This is a genomic window from Niastella koreensis GR20-10 (assembly GCF_000246855.1).
Lineage (GTDB): Bacteria > Bacteroidota > Bacteroidia > Chitinophagales > Chitinophagaceae > Niastella > Niastella koreensis.
The window spans coordinates 6,527,851-6,549,716 of record NC_016609.1; the positions used below are offsets into that span (position 1 = coordinate 6,527,851).

General features: G+C 46.9%; 10 protein-coding genes. 5 read left to right on the plus strand and 5 right to left on the minus strand.

The genetic code is table 11. From position 1 onward, the window contains the following. Positions 1–174: 174 nt before the first annotated feature. Complete coding sequence (locus NIAKO_RS25830) at positions 175–960, plus strand: RMD1 family protein (RefSeq protein ID WP_014221401.1); 786 nt, start codon at positions 175–177, stop codon at positions 958–960. Between the two features lie 142 nt (positions 961–1,102). On the opposite strand, the gene NIAKO_RS25835 is transcribed toward NIAKO_RS25830, so the two are convergent. Next, a complete protein-coding gene (locus tag NIAKO_RS25835; RefSeq protein ID WP_014221402.1) occupies positions 1,103–1,750 on the minus strand; it encodes an SET domain-containing protein in 648 nt (215 codons plus the stop codon). A gap of 514 nt (positions 1,751–2,264) precedes the next feature. Here NIAKO_RS25835 and NIAKO_RS25840 point away from each other — a divergent pair. Beyond that, positions 2,265–3,608: a DUF642 domain-containing protein gene (locus tag NIAKO_RS25840; protein WP_014221403.1), complete on the plus strand. Its 1,344-nt coding sequence runs from the start codon at positions 2,265–2,267 to the stop codon at positions 3,606–3,608. Positions 3,609–3,727: 119 nt separating this feature from the next. Here NIAKO_RS25840 and NIAKO_RS25845 read toward each other — a convergent pair whose 3' ends face one another. From NIAKO_RS25845 to NIAKO_RS25855, 3 genes are all read right to left on the minus strand, one after another. Then, the gene (locus NIAKO_RS25845; protein ID WP_014221404.1) at positions 3,728–6,088 is read right to left on the minus strand and encodes a glycoside hydrolase family 127 protein; all 2,361 of its coding nucleotides are present in this window, start codon (positions 6,086–6,088) and stop codon (positions 3,728–3,730) included. A gap of 251 nt (positions 6,089–6,339) precedes the next feature. Continuing rightward, positions 6,340–8,049, minus strand: coding sequence for a DUF885 family protein (locus tag NIAKO_RS25850; protein WP_014221405.1), 1,710 nt, complete (start codon positions 8,047–8,049; stop codon positions 6,340–6,342). A gap of 37 nt (positions 8,050–8,086) precedes the next feature. Beyond that, positions 8,087–9,001 (minus strand): dihydrodipicolinate synthase family protein, encoded by a 915-nt coding sequence (locus NIAKO_RS25855; protein WP_014221406.1) that lies wholly within the window; start codon positions 8,999–9,001, stop codon positions 8,087–8,089. Positions 9,002–9,316: 315 nt separating this feature from the next. Between NIAKO_RS25855 and NIAKO_RS25860 the strand changes: the two genes are divergently transcribed. Together NIAKO_RS25860 and NIAKO_RS25865 are read left to right on the plus strand one after the other, a co-directional pair. Next, a complete protein-coding gene (locus NIAKO_RS25860) occupies positions 9,317–10,195 on the plus strand; it encodes an AraC family transcriptional regulator (protein ID WP_014221407.1) in 879 nt (292 codons plus the stop codon). A gap of 336 nt (positions 10,196–10,531) precedes the next feature. Further along, entirely contained in the window at positions 10,532–15,229 is a 4,698-nt protein-coding gene (locus NIAKO_RS25865; protein WP_014221409.1) for a T9SS type A sorting domain-containing protein, read from the plus strand. A 107-nt stretch (positions 15,230–15,336) separates the two neighbouring features. On the opposite strand, the gene NIAKO_RS25870 is transcribed toward NIAKO_RS25865, so the two are convergent. Then, the gene (locus tag NIAKO_RS25870; RefSeq protein WP_014221410.1) at positions 15,337–18,132 is read right to left on the minus strand and encodes a T9SS type A sorting domain-containing protein; all 2,796 of its coding nucleotides are present in this window, start codon (positions 18,130–18,132) and stop codon (positions 15,337–15,339) included. A gap of 917 nt (positions 18,133–19,049) precedes the next feature. Between NIAKO_RS25870 and NIAKO_RS37180 the strand changes: the two genes are divergently transcribed. Beyond that, the gene (locus NIAKO_RS37180) at positions 19,050–21,311 is read left to right on the plus strand and encodes a DUF5723 family protein (RefSeq protein WP_014221412.1); all 2,262 of its coding nucleotides are present in this window, start codon (positions 19,050–19,052) and stop codon (positions 21,309–21,311) included. The last annotated feature ends 555 nt before the right edge of the window (positions 21,312–21,866 follow it).

Here is a 21,866-nt window from a genome sequence, read left to right on the forward strand (position 1 = left end):
GGCGATTTATTTACTGAAACGTTTAAGTTCGAAGATGGCAGACGGGAAACGGCAGACGGCAGACAGGGTTTCAGAATCAATGGTTAAGAACAATTAAAACAGGAACTGGGAACTAAAAGTTAACTTTAATAGATAGACAGGAGATTTCTGAAAGACCAATCAAACAGTAGACGTATGTTAAAAGTACTTTCCATACAAATAGCCGATGGCATTGATATTAAAGAATTTAAAACGGTATTTAAGGCGGAGTTGTTACATGGGGATTCTGATGAATTGTTTTACCGGGCTCAATCGCACTCGCCGAAATTCGTGTATATCTTCAAATACGGTATTGTGTGCTTTCTTGGATACAACGAGGTGGAGATCATGGCTTTTATTCAGGCCATCACACCTTATTGCAAAAACCCGTTTGAACAGCACATCAGCGATGAATTTGATATTGAAGTGGATGCCGTCCGTAATAAGTTCGGCTATAATAAAATTGAAATTGAAGGGGAAACTACCGACAGCCTGCGGCTGATTATGCTGAATGTGTCGCAGTCTGTTGCGCTGGACCATTTTAGCCAGCAAACCAACCTGCTGCTGGAAGAAACAACCTATCATACCCAGACATTGGAGAAGAAAGGCCGGCTGGAACTCTCGGGCGGTAACCTGAAAAAATATATTGGCCGCACGCTGAACCTGAAGAACCGCATTGAGGCCAACCTGTATATTTTTGATTCACCCGAAGAAACCTGGGAAGATGAGAATCTGAACCGGCTCGACATTGGTCTGAAAAGAACATTCGACCTGCAGGCCCGGTTCAGAACTATCCGCGAGGGTTTGGAAATTGTAAAAGAAAACCTCGACTTGTTTAAAGACTTGCTTCAATACAGGAACAGCATTGTGCTGGAATGGATCATTATTATCCTCATCCTGGTTGAAGTGATCAATCTGTTTATTGAGAAGCTGATGAAGTAAAGTGATGCTGTTGGCTGCTTAAGTTGCTGTTGCAAGTTGCAGGTTACAGGGCGCCAGTTACCAGTTACCGGGTTCGCAGCCTTCATCTCTGCTTTATGCCTTCTGCTGTTTTCACCACTGAATCCCGATAGCTATCGGGAGCCTACTGCCCACTGCCTACTGCCTTTACCTTTTTACCATTTACCTTGGCGTGAACCGATTTGCCGTTGCCATTGGTGGCTACTTTTCCGTTCACCTTTTTGCCATTTGTCTTTTTGCCGTTTAATTTCTTACCGTTGGTTTTGGTGCCATTCGTCTTTGCTCCATTTACTTTGGAACCATTTACTTTGGCGCCATTTACTTTGGCGCCATTGGCCAGGGCTTTCTTTTTCTCTTTTTGGTCGATCCGGATGTTGTGGCGGATTACCTGCCAGTACTCGGGGCCATATCCTACCAGGATTTCACCGCCGGCCGGAATATCTTTTGCTGCCATGATGAACACGCGTGTTCCTTCTTCGGCATACTCGGCATTATTATTAATGTCTTTAACGCGCTCTAAACCCCGGGCATCGTTCGCGTACCGGGCCAGTGCCTTTTTATCGTTCAAAGCATCGATTACGAAATTGCGTTTTACATAGTAGATGTAAGGGCTTTCGTCTTCATCGGCCTGAACTTCTTTCCAGGTTCTTGTTTTGCCTTTGTACTCTACAATACGGGTTCCTTTAGGAATGAACTTTTTGGTAAATAATCCTTTTCCAGCGTTAGGTAAGGTTGATTTTTTAACGTACAACTGTTTCTCCAGGAATGCCATTCAATAAATAAATAAGTAGTTTAAAAGATGCTTTTACTATTTGTCAAAACCAACAGGCCATTAACCGTACTAATCATTAGTTTATTGTGCATAGTACAATAATAATATTCCGTAGCCCAATAACCGAAAATTGCATGGTTAAACAGGCGTCGAAGATAAGAACTTAAGTGATACTTTTTACATGGTGAACGATGCACCTGGCTGCAACAAATTTGCAGCCACTGTAATTATTTCAGGTTTACGCTGAAAACAGTACTGCCATTTTTTACCGGTAACGTTGCCGGGAGCAAATTTCCCGCTGCTAATTTTCTGGCTAAAGCCGGTACAAAGTTACCCTTATCAATTACTACACACATTTATTATCGGCACAATTCCACCTGTTACATACCGGGAAGAAAATCCCATGCCGGGAAGTTGTCTCATTTGCATACTTCCATAATTCATTCATAGTAAACAGATTGCAATCTGGCACTGAACTGGAATCTATACTGGCATGTGCAAAAAACCGTATAAAATGAAAACGACTACAAATACCAAGCCCTCTACCCAAAACGACCTGATCGCAAAATTTACCCTGTTGGCTGCGATTATTTTATTGCCGCTTTTTATGAGCGCACAAAACCTGGTAACCAATTCCTCTTTTAGTAACAGCAGCACCGGCTGGACGAGCAGCTGCTCTGTTGAAGTGAATCCGGAATCAGTATATGGTGGATCGAGTACCACTAATAATGTTACTGAAATTGATATGGAACGTTGTCTTGATCAGAATGTTTGTATAGTGCCTGGCGCTACATATGTACTTTCTTTCAGGGCATCAAGAAGGATCGATGCTTCTACACCCAGCAACCCCGGCATTGCCATAAAAGTAAAAGGTGTTAACTCCAACACTACCTACGTAAACCAAACTAAAAGCTACAGCAATACCAGCTGGAGCTGGAGTTCTCAAACCTATACCTTTACAGCCGGCAGCAGCGACAAAAGTGTGAACATCCACATCCAGGATAATAACAGTCATTCCACCTATGGAGTTATTGTAGATGATATTGAATTGCACCCGCAAAGTGATATGGCCATCAGCGGCAATACCACCGCAGTAGTAAATACCACGAATGCTTATTCTGTAAGCAACAGCCCTGCCTCAGGCATCACTTACAACTGGAGCTTTGGCGCAAGCTCCACGCCTGCTACTTCTACAGCGGCCACTCCTTCTACCAAATGGACCACCGAGGGCAGCAAGAGTGTATCTGTAGCTATCAGCAATGCAAGCTGCCTGGTAACCACTTTAAGTGCTACCGTAATTGTATCAGGGTCTTTACCGCTTAACTTCACCAGCTTTACCGGTATTAATAAAGATAACAAGGCTGCTCTTAGCTGGTCTACCGCCAATGAAGTGAATAATAACTTCTTTATAGTTGAACGTTCGCTCAATGGCCGCAATTTTGATTCCGTTGGCCGCGTACAGGCAGGCGCCAACACCAGCAATACGTATTCTTTCAATGAGAATAATACCAATGCTACCAGTTATTACCGGGTAAAACAGGTTGACGTCAACGGCGCCTATACTTATTCAACCGTGATCACGCTGAAAAATACCGGCAGCAATAAAGACGTGACTGTATATCCTACACAAGCCACTTCAACTATTAATTATGTATTATCGAGCGAGGCGCCTGCTACGGTTACCGTGCAGGTATACAATATCACCGGCCAACCGGTAATCAGCCAGCAGGCTACATTGATGCAGGGGTTGAATGTGAGAGCGGTGAATGTGTCTACACTGGCTAAGGGGTCTTATGTGTTGCGGATGCAAATTCCTGCTGCCGGGGTTACTTTGGTGAAGCAGTTTAGTAAGTTATAGTTCATAGGTTATTAGGTTCGTAGGTTATTAAGTTCTTAAGTTTTGAACCGAACCCCATAACTTAATAACTTACTAACCTGACACTGTGAATCACAAATGTTGAACTTTAAACTAAGAACTTATTCTCGTATCATTCGAACTTCCCCATAGATTGGCCCAACCATGTTGTATGCAGCAGGTGTAAAAGTAATTTTTACCTGCTGTTTCCCTTTGGTGAGATCAGCAGGAATGGGATATGCGATATCGTAGAATTTGCTGCTCTTGTATTTGTTGAGGTCTTCGGTGGCGATCTTTACGTCGTTTACTAAAATATCGAATGTGCGGCCCCGGTTATCCATTCCCCAGTAGGAGCATAACAAACTATTTGTTTTCTCCGGATCTGTCTTCAGGGTAAACGTGAAATAACCGCCGGGATGCGCCAGCCGGTATTTGCGGGTATGTTCTTCACCCGTATTTATTTTCTCCCCGGTAAATTCATGATCGCGTTCGGGCTGCATTTCGCCCAGGCGTAAAAGATCAACAGTGCTTACCTCCAGCTCATGCCGTTTTTTGCGTTCCGCCTCATATACTTTTTGTTGTTCGGCCCAGCTTTGTGGGGTGAACAGGTCCCAATACACACTGTAAAATTCTTTCTGTACCTGGTTGAATGGTTTGAGGGTAATTTCCTGTGGTTGCCCGGTATTTACCGAATGAAAAACCAGGGGCTGGTTATCATCCGCCTTTAGCCAACCGGCGGGATTGGTTTCAGTTGATACCAGCACGGGAATACCTGTTACCGGATCGGGTTCTTTATTGCCCAATACGCCTGCCAAAACCAGCGGGCCATAAAAAATGGCCAGGCGGTTGGGGTTATCGGGCATTGACCGGGTATATAACTGAAGGCTGGGTTTAACAATCACCGCATCGCCTGTTTTCCAGGTGCGGGTAATGGTGAAATATCCATCGGCGCCGGGCTGCAGATTCGTTTGCTCTTTTCCGTTCACCGCTATCCAAACACCCTGTTTAGCCCAGTACGGGTTACGAATACGCAAAGTAAACGCTACCGGCCGGGCTGCTTTGATGGCCAGCCGGATGTAGTTACTTTCCGGCAGTTGGGTTTGTTGCTCCACTACCACCCCTTTTTCCTTCCAGGTCAACCGCGAGGCGATGAACAGGTTTACATACAGGCTGCCATCTGCGCCCTGGTAATAAATAGTTTCACCATACTTCACATGGTTTTCCATGCCTGAACCCACACAACAGGTAAAGGTGTTGAACGAATCGCTGAACTCCTTTTGCGTTCCCATCCGCAGCGGTACAAAATAACACATCATGCCTGTGCTATGGTCCTGCGACGACAGGATGTGGTTGTATAAGGCCCGTTCGTAATAATCCATAAGGCTGGCGGTGGGCTGCAAGGCGAACAAATGCCGCGTCAGCTTCAGCATATTGTAGGTATTGCAGGTTTCCATGGTATTATCGGTAAGCGTTTCGTTCAACTGACCGGCCGGCCCCAGGTATTCGTAATTGCTGTTGCCGCCTGGCGCGTAGGTATGATCGTTTACTACGGTTTGCCAGAAGAAATCTCCAATGGTTTTGTCTTTTTCCCCGGCGGTTAATTCGTAGCGGCGAATACAACCAATTACTTTCGGGATTTGCGTATTGGAATGTTTGCCGGGCAGGATATCTTTTTGCAGCGCCAGGGAATCGAGGATGCGTTTATCGTGGAATTTATATGAAAGGTCCAGGTACTTTTTTTCGCCGGTGAGGGCGTAGGTATTGTTCAGCACATCGTTCATGCCGCCGTATTCACAAAACAACATCCGTTGCAACGAGCTGTCGGGCAGGTTGCGAAGCAGGTGGGCCGTCCAGTCGGCCATGCCAGTTTCTACCGCCAAGGCTTTTTTATTATCGCAATAGAGGTAGGCATCCAGCAGCCCGGCCATTATCTTGTGCACTGTGTACCAGGGTGACCAGGCGCCATTGAGGTCAAAGCCCCGCGAGTGGATATTCCCTTTTTCCACTTCGGCCCACATACTATCTTCTTTGGGAATGGCGCCCACATAGCCATTGCGTTTAGGCTGGCATTCGGCCAGTTCATCCACGATGTAATTCACTTTACCGAGAAACTGTTTATCGTGCGAGGCGGCATAATGCATGGCGCAGGCAGATAAATAATGACCGAGGGTATGGCCTGCCAGTCCGCTGTGTTCCCAGCCACCATAGTGTTCACCTTTTGGTTTTAGCCCGGCATGTTCGCGAAAATCGGCCAGCAGCCTGTCCGGTTCTATCACCTGCAAATAGCGCACATCCGCTTCCATCGCTTTTTTAAACGGACCATCCAGCAACTGTACATCCTGCAGGTTAAAGCTGTAGGCTTTTATTGGGACTACAGGTTTTACTTTTATCTTACCTACTTGCTTTTCCGGGACATAGGATTGACTATATGTTGTAGTAAACAGCAACACCAGGAGCGATGGTAATAGAGAGTAACTTTTCATTGCTGGACAGGCTTTTATTAGTTCAAAGTTTAAAGTTTCAGACTCGCGGCTGAAGGCCCCAGGCCTCCCCCCGCCCCCCTCCGGTAGAGGGGGAGTTTTGCAATCTCGCGATAAAACTTAACCTGTTCACTTTTCAGAAAGGCCCCCTCCCCACATGTCGGGAGGCACCTATTAACCTGTTAACGTGTTAACCTGTCAACTCTGTCAACTCACCTCCTCCAGGTCAACCCGTCAACTGGTTAACTGGTCAACTACTTATAAAACCTCCACTCCGCTTTATAATCCTTCGGTATAGCCTGATTAGTAAGTATAGCCCTAACCATCGTAACCGGCAGGGAGTTTTCGTGCAGCACGGCATCGTGGTATTGCTGATACGTCATTTTACCGCTGTCAACCAGTTCTTTTTTCATGGCATAGAATTGCAGGCCACCGATCATGTAAGCCAATTGATACAATGGACCGTAATTCCCAATAAACGACCGGCGCACCTCCCCCTCGGCATTGGCCCGCTCGTGCCCTACCCTGTCAACCAGGAAATCAATACATTGCCGGGGCGTCCATTTACCCAGGTGATAGTTGAGTGAAAAGATGATGCGTGCACAACGGTGCATGCGCCAAAACAACATGCCTACCCGATCTTCGGGCGATTGCGGAAAATGCAGGTCCCACAGAATCATTTCCCAGTACAGCGACCAGCCTTCGATCCAGAACGGCGTATCAAAATTGCGATAGGCTTTGTACCGGTTATTCATAAAGCCCTGCAGGTGATGGCCGGCAATGAGTTCATGGTGCACGGTGGCCCGGGAGAAATGCGGGTTATTGCCCCGCATGCTCATCAGTTTATCATCTTCCTCCATGGTATTGGTTGGGTAGGAAATGCTCAGCACTTCGCCCCCGGTGAAAAACGGATTCACCAGTTGCCGGTCGGGCGTCATCATTATCATGCGCCAGGCTTCTTCCGCCATGGGTGGAATGGTAACCAGGTTGTTCTTTCTAAGGAAGTCTACCGATTCGTTGTACAACTTCATAATGGCCTCGGGTTGTTTGCCCGGCGGCACATAGGTATTCTTTACTTTTTCCAGCGCTTTCTTCCAGTCTTTACCAAAGCCCATTTCCTGCGAGGCCTTCAGCATTTCGGCATCACACCAGGCAAATTCTTTATTGGCGATGTCTATCAGCTCTTCGGGGGTATAAGGTATATATTCCAGTTGCAGCTGGCGAATGATCTCTTCGCGCCCGATGGGATAGCCTACAATATGACTGCCATCGTCTTTACCCCCAGGAGCCGCTTTGCCTTTATCCTGCCATAGTTTTCCATAGGCAGTCAGCGTGCTGTCGAGGTGTTTATAGGAATCGGGTATCCACCAGGTATAACCGGGATCGTAACCACTATAAAATTCATTCACACTTTTGAGCGCGACCTGTAATCCTTTTACTATGCCCTGCGCCCGGCGAATGAGATTGATGCTGATGGTGGTGTCTTTGTCAAGCGGTTTGGTCAGGTGATTAATGCTTTCCGTAATTGTTTTCATACTGGCCGCCCACTGTTGCGCATCGGGTTGGGAGCCGCGGCGGCGGAACTTTTCGATTTCATAGATCCCATTTGAAAACGGGAACCAGTTGGTGAGCTGGTCGTATTCTTTCTTCTCCACCTCCAGCAACCGCAGTTGTTCATCGAGGTTCCGTTTGAACATCAGATAATCTACCCGGCTGCCGGTTGGCAGGCTTTCATAGTTTAATTGCTGCACCTGTTTTTCATAATCGGTGACCAGCGTTACAAAACGATTGCGCCGTTCCGGTGAGTTCTCTACAAAATAGAACCGGTTCAGGCTGCCACGGTCGGCCTCGTATTGCACCATCAGGTTGTTTACTTCGCTGTTTTGCTGGTACAATACCTGTTGAGACATTGTGGCTGCTGTGGTGAAGAGCAGGCCAAGGATAAGTATGTGTTGTTTTCTCATAAGTAGTGAGTAGTGAGTGGTCAGTATTTCCCGTTCTTCATTTCGCAAACTGCAATTCCGGTAAAACGGGGCGTGTCGCAATCCCTTCTTTTACGACCTTCAATACCCGCTCCCGCTCCTCGCCTATCAATGTTAAGCGTGGCGCGCGTACGTATTCAGAACCTAAGCCTACCTGGGCTTCGGCAAGTTTGATGTATTGAACCAGTTTGGGATGAATATCCAATTCCAATAAGGGGAGGAACCAGCGGTAGATAGCGCGGGCTTCATCGAGCATGCCGGCTTTTATTAATCGGTATACGGCAACGGTTTCGCGGGGGAATGCGGTTACCAGTCCGCCTACCCAGCCGTCGGCGCCCATCAGCAATTCTTCCATAGCCAGGGTATCAACTCCACAGAGAATTTTATAGCGATCGCCAAAGCGGCTAATCAACCGCGTAACATTGGAGACGTCGCGGGTTGATTCTTTCACCGCCTGAATATTATCACATTCCAGCAGCTGTTCAAAAATATCGAGGGTAACCTCTATTTTATAATCAACAGGATTGTTGTAGACCATAATGGGCAGATCGGTTGATTGCGCCACCGTTTTAAAGAACGTGAGCGTTTCGCGGTCGTCGCTTTTATAACGCATGGGTGGTAATAACATCAATCCTTTTACCCCCCAGCTTTTACCCAATGCGGCCTGTTTAATAGCGTCTCTGGTAGCGCCTTCAGCAATGCCCAATACTATGGGAACCGGTCCGGCGATTTCAATGGCCAGTTTCACCATGGTTTCTTTTTCCTGAGTTGTAAGGGTACTCGCTTCGCCCAGGCTGCCTCCCAGTACAAGCCCATCCACGCCCGCATCCAACTGCGACTGCAGGCCTTTTTCAAACAATGCCAGATCAAGCGTATCGTTAGCGGTGAACTTGGTTGTGAAGGCAGGAAAAACACCTTTCCATGATATACTCATTCGTAATAATTTTTAATAAAAGTATTATGAAACAGTTAGTTCAGGATAGCGGGTTTTAATCAGTTTGTTACCAATATTAACTAGAAGGCAACAAGGCATAGAGGCAGCGAGGCAGCGAGGAAAATAGCAGGTTATAAGCTGCCCGTTTGTAAAGGAACCGGATTCGCTCTGAAATGTATTACTCGATGCCTTTGTGCCATGTTTTGCCTTTTTGCTCCTTTCGCTAATTAATCAAGTTTTTACCAATATTAACCTCCCATAGCAGGATGTGAGGAAATTTTGGTAATATTGGTAATATCAACCAAACCACTGCAAATGAAAGTTGTTCAGTTCACCATACCAGTGTCGCAGGAGCATTCCATCATGGTTCAGGAAGATAAGTTACCACATTTTTACAATCACCTGCACCGCCATAATGAAACCCAGCTTACGTGGATCATAAAAGGCGAGGGCACGCTGCTGGCCGGCACCTGCATGCAGCGGTTTCAATCAGGCGATATTTATATCCTGGGCGCCAACCAGCCTCACCTGTTTAAAAGCGATCCTGATTATTTTGAAAAGAACAGCGAGAAAGATATTCATGCACTTACGTTATTTGTTGACCTGCGTGGTCCCTTTGGGAAGATCCTTGATCTACCGGAAATGAATAACGTTAAAAAGTTTATCGATGCCACCAGTACCGGTTTACAGGTACCGGCTTCGCATCAACAGGAGATCAGTAAAAAAATGATGCTGGTAAAAGAAGCGAAAAATGGCATCCGGCTGGCCTTCTTTATTCAACTGTTGCAAACCCTCAGCCGCATTAAACAATACAAACCGCTCTCCAATACCCAAACAGAAAGCGCCATCACGGAATCGGAAGGGCTGCGCATGAACGACATTTACCAGTATACCATGGCGCACTATACCGAGAACATTACCTTGAAACAAATTGCCGATGTGGCGCATTTAACTCCCCAGGCTTTTTGCCGGTACTTTAAAAAACATACCTTAAAAACATATGTTACTTTTTTAAACGAAGTGCGTATCAATGAAGCCTGTAAGAAAATAGTAGGCGAGCATTTCGACAGCCTGGCTGCTGTTGCCTATCAAAGCGGGTTTAACAATGCCGTTACTTTTAACCGGGTATTTAAAAAGATAACCGGCCAGCCGCCCAAGAAATTCCTGACCGAGTATATGCAGAAAGTAAACTAAGTGTATACCCTGTTCATATCATTATAATCTTCATTTTGTATATAATCATAACTTATCACCGGTTGACAGGCACCGCTAAAAGGATAAGTTGAAAACATATGTGTTTCACCGGAAACTTTGTTATTAATTTGAGCGCTTTCAATAACCTGCGTTAAGAACGCCCTATAAATGCCTGCCTTTTCCTACGAACTTACTTTACCCCCTATTCCATGCCTGCCAAGCATGGTGCTATCCATTAATATAACCCAATAGCTGTTGCTATTGCTATTCCTGCTCCGGCGGGCGGGCATACTTATGCCCTGCACGCAACTATATCGGCGAACAAATTCCCTATATATGCAAAAACGAATACCTAAACCGTTCTCTTTATTAATGTTCTTTGTCTTATTGAGTAATTATCTTTCGGCAACTCCCGAATGCCCCATTGTTTCGGGTAAGTTTCAATTAGCTGATGGCACCACCTCCGATGCTTCCGCAACGGGCTGGTACCTGGATGCATCCCATGTAAGTTCAACTGGTTATTTTGCGGTAAAATCAAACCGCCTGCATGCCCAGGAACTGGGTGGCGAAGGCATCTGGTATTCCCGGGTATTTTCTACCGCAGGGTATTCCGACTTCCAGGTAGCTGTAAAGGTTACTGCCGAAGGGGATATGAACAGTTCGGAGTATGTAAAGATCTATTACAAAATAGACGGTGGCGCCGAAACGCTGTTAGACTCCCGAACGGGTAATTTCGGTACCATAGATTTTACTTCCGGCACGCTTACAGGCAGTAATGTGCAGTTGGTGGTAAAGATCTATAACTACAATAATGGCGGATCACAAACCTCCAAGTACTATATTGAAGAGTACCGGGTGTTTAAAGAAAAAGGCCCCTGCGCTGTTTCGGCGATCGGTGTAACGGCAGCAGCGGCCAATGGCGGCGTGCTTACCTGCACCAATTCATCGCTCGGGTTATCTGCTACAGCTACCGGCACCGGTACTACCACCTGGAGCTGGAGCGGCCCGAACGGGTTTACTTCTACCGCACAAAACCCAACCATAACAACAGCGGGTACCTATACCGTAGTGGCTACCAATGGTACCGGCACCGGCTCTGCGAGTGTTACCGTAACAGATAACAAAACTGCGCCGGTAATTACCGCTACCGGGGGCGCCCTGGCCTGCGGATCGTGCGTAACCATCAGCGCCACCAGCAACGTAAGCGGCGCTACTTATAAATGGACGGGCCCCGGTAGTTTCAGTTCCACGGCACAAAACCCCACTGTATGTACAGCCGGCACCTACACAGTTACCGTAACCAATCCGGCCAACGGCTGCAGTGCGCAGCAGTCGGTAACAGTTTCGGCCAGCGCCATCACCACTTTCTGGCTGGAAGACTTTACCGGTTTGGCCAATGGCACCACTTCCGATACGGGCCCCACGGCCTGGACCACCTCCGTTACAGGGTCAGGCACCTATTCCGTACAGAACAATGAATTCAAAGTTTCTTTCAGCGGCAGCCAGGGCGTAGGCATCTGGACGTCCCAGGCCATAGATATCAGCAATAAGACCAATGTTAGTTTTTCGGTTGATCTGCGCAGTGAACTGGCCAGCACCAGCGATGCCTTTGAAACCGCCGATTATGTAAGGGTATACTACAAACTGAATGGCGGCGCCGAAACCCTGGCCTATGAGGACCTGGCCGGTATTGGTTCTACCACCAATACCACCGGCTCTATGACATTTACGTCTGCTGCCCTCAGTGGTAACACCCTTCAAATAATCATAAAAACGAGTAACTCAGATCCTACTGAGCGTTACTTTTTCGATAACGTGAAACTAAGCGGCAGTAATGCAGGTACTACTACCATTACTCCCTCAGTAAATGGTACCGTAACCTGTACGGCAACGGCGCAATTGTCGGCCACTACCAGCAGCACCGTGTCTTCCTGGGCATGGACAGGCCCCAATGGGTTCACTGCTTCCGTGCAAAACCCGGTGGTGAATGCAGGCGGACAATATGTAGTGACTGCTACCCTGGCTTCGGGTTGTGCAGCATCAGCTACCATTACCGTTCCTGAAAATAAAACATCACCTGATATAGCGGCTACCGGGGGTAACCTGGCCTGCTTATCGACCATCACGTTGAATGTGAATTCAACTGTTAGTGGAGCTACCTATAGGTGGACAGGGCCGAATAGTTTTACGAGCACGTCGAAAAACCCCGCCATAAGTGCAGCCGGCACTTACACCGCTACCGTAACCAATCCGGCAAACGGCTGTACGGCTTCGCAATCTGTGTCAGTAACAGCTGGTTCATCAGCTGCCGCCACCTTCTGGCTCGAGGATTTTTCCGACATCAGCAATGGGGCCACATCCGACGCTGGCGCTACCGCCTGGACGTCAACTGCCAGCGGCAGTGGTACCTATTCCGTACAAAACAATGAATTCAAAACCTCGTTTGACGATCAGTATGAGGGTGTATGGACATCCCAGTCAATAAACATTGCGGGCAAATCGAATGTAACCTTCTCGGTTGACCTTCGTAGTGAAGTGACCAGCGGCTCATTTGAAACAGCCGATTACATCCGCATATATTATAAATTGAACGGCGGAGCGGAGACACTGGCTTTTGAAGACCTGGCCGGGTTAGGTTCTACCACCACCGGCACAGCCTCTACGACCTTCACATCTGCAGCGCTCAATGGCAGCACGCTGCAAGTGATCATCAAAACAAGCAATTCGGGTTCGGCCGAGCGGTATTATTTCGATAATATCAAACTAACCGGAAGTGTTCTCAGCAGCGAGAGCGTTACTGCAACAGCCGGTGGCGCTATTACCTGTACCAATACGTCGGTAAGTTTGTTAGGAAACGCAACCTCGGGTGGGGTAAGTTATAGCTGGACAGGACCTAATAACTTTACCTCTACAGTACAAAATCCCGTTGTAACTGCAGCAGGCATTTATACATTAACGGTTCAAAACCCGGCTACAGGATGCAGCGGCACCGATACGGCGCTTGTTTCCCTTAACAATACACAACCAGGCGCCACTGCAACAACAAGCGGGCCTTTAACCTGTAATACCGGTTCTTCAGCCACGCTTTCAGGATCGTCTTCCACTTCGGGCGTAAGCTATAGCTGGACCGGCCCGAACAATTTCACGTCCACCACGCAAAACCCGGTGGTGACCACAGCAGGTACTTATAACTTAACCGTTACCAACCCGGTGAATGGTTGTACCAGCAGCACCAGTGCTACTGTTACATTCAGTAATACCTTTAACACAACCTGGCTGGAAGATTTTACCCTGGCCGATGGCACCACTGCAGATAACGGAAGCACCGCCTGGTCGGTTACTAAAAACCCGTCTACCGCCGTGATCTCAGTGTTGAACAATGAGCTACGGATCACTAACTGCACCACCACCGGTGAAGCTGTCTGGACTTCAGCGCCTATTAATGTTACACAAAAAACAAATATTGCCATTTCAACTATGGTAAGGAGTTCGATCATTAACAATGCCCTGATGAATGACACCGGTGTTTACGCCGATTACATGCGGTTCTATTACAAACTCGATAATGGCAGTGAGGTTTTATTTGCGGAAAAGAAAGGGATAATAAACAACCACAGCACCACGCCCACGCCGCTGTCTGTAGCCATCCAGAATGGTAATTACAGCAGCCTGCAGATTGTTGTAAGGGCAAGAGCTACCGGTAATGACGAGTTTTATTATTTCGATAACATGCAGATGGTAGCAACAGGAACAGCCAATATAACAGCTACCGCAGTTGGCGGAGCTATTAATTGTATAAACAATTCGGTTACACTTCAGGGAAGTTCTGCCACTTCAGGCGTCAACTACAACTGGACAGGTCCGAACGGGTATACTTCGGCTGCACAAAACCCGGTTGTTACCAACCCGGGCACTTATACCTTAACAGTGGCCCTTGGCAGTTGTACAGGCACCGCTGCCGCTACCGTAAGCCTGGATACGACAAAACCGGTTGTAACCGCCGCTCATACCGGAAGCATAACCTGTATTAACCCCAGCCTGGTTATTAATGGTACGGCTTCTGCAGCTGGTACTAATTACAGCTGGACCGGGCCAAACGGGTTCACCAATACTACGTTGAATCCTACCATTTCAAAAGGTGGAACTTATATTTTCACAGCTACCAACCCGGCAACAGGTTGCGCAGCCAGCGCCAATACAACGGTTGAAGAAAACACCGTTCATCCCGGTGAGATCTCCATCAACAACTCCGGCATCATTACCTGTTTAACAGGTAGTATAACCATTTCGGGCAGTTCGTCATCAACGGATGTGAGTTACAAATGGGGTGGACCGAATGGCTATAGCTCGTCCTCTTCATCGGCAAGTGTTATGCATGGCGGGTTATATACGCTTACTGCTACCAATGCAGCCAACGGTTGTACCTCCAGAAAATCAACCACGGTGATAGAGAACACTACAACTCCTGTTGTGACTATTGATAATAACAGCCCCATAAGCTGCACCAACCCGGTTGTTACGCTTACCGCCAATACCACTACACCTAATGCGTCCTTCTTATGGTTTGGACCTGACGTTGCAGATGTGGTTCCCACTATAACAACCAGCGGGGCCGGCACTTATTTCGTTACCGTAACCGACCCGGTGAATGGTTGTAACACCACCAGCTCTACTGAGGTAACAGAAGACTATTCTAATTGCGGGGCCCGCAAAGTAACCACTGCCAGTGCGGCAAAGACAGGGGAACAAAACACTCCTGTAAGCAGCGTGAGCAGCTTTACGTATAAAGCGTACCCCAATCCGGCAATAGCCAATGCCATGATTGAATTTACCTCACCGCAAAATGCCCAAACCACAATAAGCATTTACAATGCACTGGGCGCCTGCGAGAAGGTATTATTTAAAGGCATGGCTAATGCCAACCGCAAATACCAGGTAACCATTCCGGCCACAGAAATGAAGGCCGGCGCTTATTATTACATCATCAATACGGATGGCAAAAGCTACACGGGTAAACTGATGATTGTGAAATAAAGGAAAGGGCAGAGGGCAGAAATAAATACAAACAGAAGTCCTATGCAAATAAAAAGAGGCTGTCTCAAGTTTGAGACAGCCTCTTTTATTTCTCTACATTTAATTTTTTATTGCTTCAGCAGTGTAACTACAGAAGAGCTTCCATCTCCATTTGTCACATGCACATAATAAACACCTTTAGCCAGGTTACCGATCCAGAGTGATACCAGGTTCTCACCTTTATTTACCGGTACCGACTGGCGGCTATGAATATGACCGGTTATGTCGGTTACACTCAGGCTGGTTATCGATTGTTTTGAAGTTTGGATATACACGTTTGTTATGGCGCCAGTGGTAGCAGAAGGTCTTAACTGAACCACGCTGCTGCTATTGAGCGATACCGATTGAATACTGCTTCGCATCATTTCATTTTGCTGGTCCATTATCAGCAACCGGTAATATACCAGGCCGGCGCCCGGTAAATTGTCGGTATAGTCATAAGCAGTTTTACCGGTTTCGCCATTTACGCGGGCTATGTTTACAAAGTGAGTACCATCGGTTGATCTTTGCACATCAAAATACTTTACTGACGATACATCAGTTGTTTTCCAAGTCAAACCCACTGCCGCATTCCCGTTTCTTTGTGCAGTGAATGACCTTAATTCCGTTGCCAGCACCACGGCGGGACTGGCCACACTGAATTGGGTTAACACGGCAAATGCGCCATCTGCTCGGGCATATGGATTGGAACCACTGGCCGGCGCTTTGGCACTTGTTTCCACGATCGTTGTTCCGTTCGACCGGATGATCTGTGATTGGGTTCTGTCAAAAGCAGTCTGTTCTTCATTGCCCTGCCATTTCAGCGAAAGCATTACATTACTGCCACCGGTTACTGCTTCCGATACCAGCCATGTTCTGTTCAGTCCGGCATCGTATACTCCGCCCGGGATCCGCTGGTCGTTCACCGCAACAGTAAAATTATCTGCAGTACCGCCATTGGTTAACTGAAGCGGGTTATAAGCGGCTGGAGTAGGCCCAATGGGATACAACACTGCTCCATCGGCCGCATCTACCTGCTCAATGCGCAGGCCGCCCAAACCGGTATTGGCAGCCCCGGCATTTCCGTTCCCGGTAACTATCCAACTGGTGGCGGGATCGGTAAACGCACTGGCTACAATTGGATTACTACCCGTTTTCATTGTAAGGATATTGGTACCGGTAACCAGTTTGGCCGAACCGCCCAGCACCAGGTTATGACTTACGTCTACAGCGCTGAGTAATTTCTTATTCCCGGTACCATTTACCTCCAGCGAGCCATGCGCCGCGGGGAAGATATTCTGGTCGCGGGTAGCAGTATATGCCACCGTTCCCTGCAAATTAAACGGACCGGTCATGTTATTAACCGTACCACCGCTGATGGTGAGCCGCGCGGTATTTTCAATTTCAAGACTTTTAAAATAAGCGGTACCCGTTCCATCACTGATATTCGGCATATTCGATGGCCAGTTGGGCACCAGCACGTCGATGGTATTATCGGGTACACCGCCGCACCAGTTCATGGCTTCTTCCCATTTGGTGTCTTTATAACCCAGCCAGGTGCCAGATCTGCGAACAGTGAGTATTTTTTCAGCAGAAGTAGCCGGGGGTGTACAACTGTTGCTGACAGTTACCCGGTACCGGTAGCCATTCATGGCCAGCGTAACCGGGCCTAATTCAAGCGTAGTGGGTATAGTACCAATACTGCTTACATTCGACCAGCTGACACCGCTGGTACCATTGTCTGTTTGCCATTGATACACTAAGGTGGCGCTGCCGCTACCCGTTACTTTAAAACCAGCAGGGCTATTGGCACAAACCGTGGTATCTTTTGGTTGAACCGCTACAGCAGGCAATGTACGGATTGAGAGGATCGCCTTACTTTGATTGGCACAACCTGCAGGATTCAGATAACTGGCCACTAATTGCACCTGCCAGGAAGTGCCGGCTGCTCCGGGAAAACCGGTTATATGCAGGGTTTGGGTTTGTGAACCGCTATAAACAGGGCCATCACTAACGTTGACAAAACCGCCGCTTGAAGGCGCTATCTGCCACTGATACACCATGGCAGCCGAACCCGTAGGGCTTGCAGTAAAGGTGGTATCTCCCCCCGGACAAATGGTTGCCAAAAGCGGCTTAACCACACCGGTACCAGCAGCAAAAACCGGTGGCGCCAATACCCGCAACGTATCCATGGCCACACTGGTTGCGCTGCAACCGGTTGTGCTATTGGTAGCAGTGTACCGGTATAAATTACCATTCATTGCCAGGGTAGCGGTAGGATAGGTAAGGTCATTGGTAGTACCGCCGGTATAACCATCTGCTGCAAGCACATTATTCCAGGAGCTGCCATTGTTGGCGCTCACCTGCCATTGATAAGTAAGTGAAGGATCATTGGTAACCTGCAAGCCGGCGCCTGGTGCGCCCACACACACGGTAGTGGCTGTTGTAGCTGCAGAAACAGCAGGCGTGGCATTTACTGCAAGCAGAGCGCCTGTGGAGGTTGACGGCCCCGTAGCATCGGTTACCACGCACCGGTACCTGTTCCCGTTCAGGGCAGTGGATACATTTAGCACCGTTAGGGTGGCTGTGGCAGCGCCGCTATAATTTGTTCCATTGGCAACAGGGCTGTAACTGCCGCCGCCGTTAACACTTACCTGCCATTGGATAGTTGTGGTTCCACTGGTCCCTGTAACGGCACCAATGGTAAAGCTGGGGTTTGAACCGGCGCAAACCGTTTGATCGCCGGGGTTCTGGCCCAAATGCGGCAAAGGTACGTTGCGCGACATGGCCGCAGAAGCAATACATAAAAGCCATGCTATACAAATAATAAATTTCAGGAACAGCCTCAGCCATGACCTTTCGGCCGGATGTGTAAAGGTTTTCATACGAACGGAATTTTTTTAAATGGGTTGGGTATTTGATTTTTTAATCAAAACAGGTAATTGATAAATGGAGGCTGGATGTAAGAAGTATATTTCAGACAAAGGGGGACATGCACACTACCAACTGGTATTACCGGTAGTATTATTGTTAGTAACAAAGGGCTTTCTTCGATCCAGGGTCCGGGTTAATGATGCAACGCTAAAAGTAATGCGTTTTCCACGCTTCGCATATTCATTGGATGTATATATCGTGTCGATATATGAATATGAAGCAGGTTCATCCTTAGGGAGATAATGATGGCGGGAATATAATATTTGAAAGAATTCATATTAAAGCCTCTCCGCCGGCAGGCGGAGGAGGTTGGAGGAGGGCCTCCTTTATTTTCATTTTATAGCCGCTGATAAAATACACAGCGCCCATAATGAGATCACTATAATTTTCAGAAATAGTTTCAGGTATTGACGGGATACCGGTGGTGTTAAGGCTTTCATACGATTATGGGTATTGTTTTACAGAAACACTGGTGTTACTCAGGGAGGGTATTGATAATGGAGGTCCGAAAGTAAGAAGAATGTACCATTTATACAATTTTTCCGGTTTTCGGATACCCGTTGCCTGCATGTAAAATACACGCATTTATACGTGTATTAAATACTAATAAACAGCCGCCTTTATGTGAGCAAATGAATACAGAATCAATACAATACAATGCCTGTTTTTCCGTTTCACAGTGCCCGGAACAAGTATGCCAACACGTTTGCCCAGCTGCCAGCAATATAAGATGTTGTTATCCAGTGCTAAATTGATTTATATAATATATAAACGTTTATTTTTCAAGAATTAAATTACCTTGCGGCGCTTTTAATTATAATCTTAACCCTATAATTTAACCGCCTAACTAACTCCAAACTCCCAAGTCATGAAAAAAAGCCTTGCGCTAGGCCTGATAAGTTGCGTACCCTTGTTTGGCTTATCTCAATCATTTATCGGCTACCAGTACGACAATTACTCCGGTGTTCACGGCATGTTGCAGAACCCGGCTACTGTGGCTGCCAGTAAGTACAAAGTGAACATCAACTTTTTTTCCATTAGTTCCGTTGCAGGTAACAATGCTTATGAGCTTCAGCATGACAAGTTTAAAAAGTTCGATTTCTCAGACCTCACTGAAAACAAAGATTACTTTAAATCTGCTAATGCCGACAAAAAGAACCTGTGGTTCAATACAGAGATCCTGGGGCCCTCTTTTATGTTCACAGCCGGCAAAAAAAGCGGTATTGGTGTATATACCCGTGCGCGCACGCTGATCAATGAGTTTAACCTCAGCGATAAAACCTTCCGTTATTTCGGTAATGGCAATGATAGCATTTATGACCAGCCCATCCAGGAAAACCTGCTGCAGTTAAAAGCGCATGCTTTTGCTGAAGCGGGTGTAACCTATGGCCGTATTATCTGGAGCGATCGCCTGCATTCATTGAAAATGGGTGTTACCGCCAAATATGTAGTGGGACTGGCCGCCGCTTCGCTGTATTCAAACAGGCTGGCGGTAAATATTGCCAAGAACGATATCATTAACCAGTTGGAAGGCGACGTAAACGTACGTTACTCCAACAACCTGGATAACGTGGATAACAATTTCGACGATGTGTGGAAAAAAGCATCCGGCAACCATGGGTTGGGCTTTGATGTGGGTTTCAGTTACGAATGGAGACCCGAAACCAGCAGTTGGCTCGCTACCGATCAAACACCTTATAAGTTGCGTTTAAACGCTTCTATAAACGATCTGGGATCGGTAAAATATGCCAACTCTACCCATGGCAACAGCTATTCTGTAAATGCTACCGGAAAAACAACCGACGACCTGGACAAAAAAGATGGTGAAGACTTTGACAAGTATTTTACCCGCCTGGAAAGCCAGGGCATTCTTACATCTTATGCCCATGCGGATAAAATGAAAGTGAAGCTGCCCGCCACCTTCCGCTTTGATGCCGACTACCATCTTTACAGACGCCTGTTCATTAACGCAGGAACTATTGTAAATCTCATTAACCGCGATAAGAACCAGACGTCGGCAGAATATGCTACTACGTTCACGGTAACTCCCCGGTTAGAGAAAAAATGGTTCAGCATTTACACTCCCTTATATTATAATTCACTCAACAAGAAAGCTGCCTGGGGTGCAGGTATGCGTCTTGGTCCCGTGTTCCTGGGTTCAGGTACCATCCTGAGCAACATGTTAGGGAAACAGAATGTTACTTCGGCCGATGTTCACTTAGGTTTTACCATGTCGATCTATCAACGGGTTAGAACGCACAAACACAGAAGCCAGCCCATGCAGCCGGTAAAAGAAGAACCTAAAAAAGAAGTAGTAAAAGAAGTTACAACAGAAAAGCTGGTTGAAAAACATGTTGAAACCCGTGTTGAAAGCCGCGTTGATACTGTTGTAAAGAACGTAGAAGTTGTTAAAGAAGTTACCCACGATAAAGACAACGATGGTGTTGTTGATGAAAAAGACGCCTGCCCCGATGTTGCCGGTGAAGTAGCATTGAATGGCTGTCCTGATAAAGACAAAGATGGCATTGCCGATAAAAACGACAAATGTCCTGATGTAGCCGGTACTGCCAAATACAATGGCTGCCCTGTTCCTGATACCGATGGGGATGGCATCAACGACGAAGAAGATAAATGTCCCACAGTTGCCGGTTTGGCCAAATACAATGGCTGCCCGATCCCTGATACGGATGGCGACGGCGTTAACGACGAAGAAGATAAATGTCCTGCCACGCCTGGCAAACCAGCCAACGGTGGTTGCCCTGAAATTAAACAGGATATAGTGAAGAAAGTGGCTATTGCCGCCAAGGCCATTTACTATATGTCTGGTAAAGACATCATCCAGAAAGTTTCTTATCCCAAATTAGACGTGGTTGTTAAGGTACTGAAAGCCGACCCTGCCCTGCAGATCAGCATTGAAGGCCACACCGATAATTTAGGTAAACCGGAAAACAACTTAAAGCTTTCTGCAAAACGTGCCAATGCTGTTAAGAACTACTTTATTAAAAAAGGTATTGACGCAAGCCGCATCACTGCACAGGGTTTTGGTGATTCAAAACCAATTGCACCTAACAAAACACCACAAGGCCGCGCTAAAAACAGACGTGTTGAATTGCATTTGAACTATCAATAAGGCTGAAGGCTGAATGCCGAACGCTTAACGCAGAAGAATAAAAAAAAGGCCTCCCATGCATGGGAGGCTTTTTTTATCAATGAGCTATTATAAGTTATATTTAAAAGCGAATGACTTTATGTAATAATTTATGAAGTAGCCAGGACTTAATTGATTTGTGGAAGTAATCCGCCTACGTTAAAGCTACGGCGGACGAGGAAAAAAATAGGCAGCCCTCTAGAAAAAGGGCTGCGAGTCACATGAGAAAATTATGCAGCAACCGTAGTTGTTTCCGGGCGATTGCTGCGGCTATGTTTTACCCGGAAAAGATGTATAATAATGTTATTATCGTTCGGTATAAAACTTAAGGATAGGCGTTTAATGGGGTCAGACTTGTCCAATACCAAGATGGTATTACCTCGGTTTATTTGGTAAACGTACCAGGATTTACAGCTGTAATTAGAATTGGATTGCAGAAAAACGTGCTTGTTGTACGTTGGAAACCTGTAGAATGATTGGTTTCCGCCATTGCCTGAAACGGCAGCAAGCTACAAATGATTGAAGAAACATTCAATG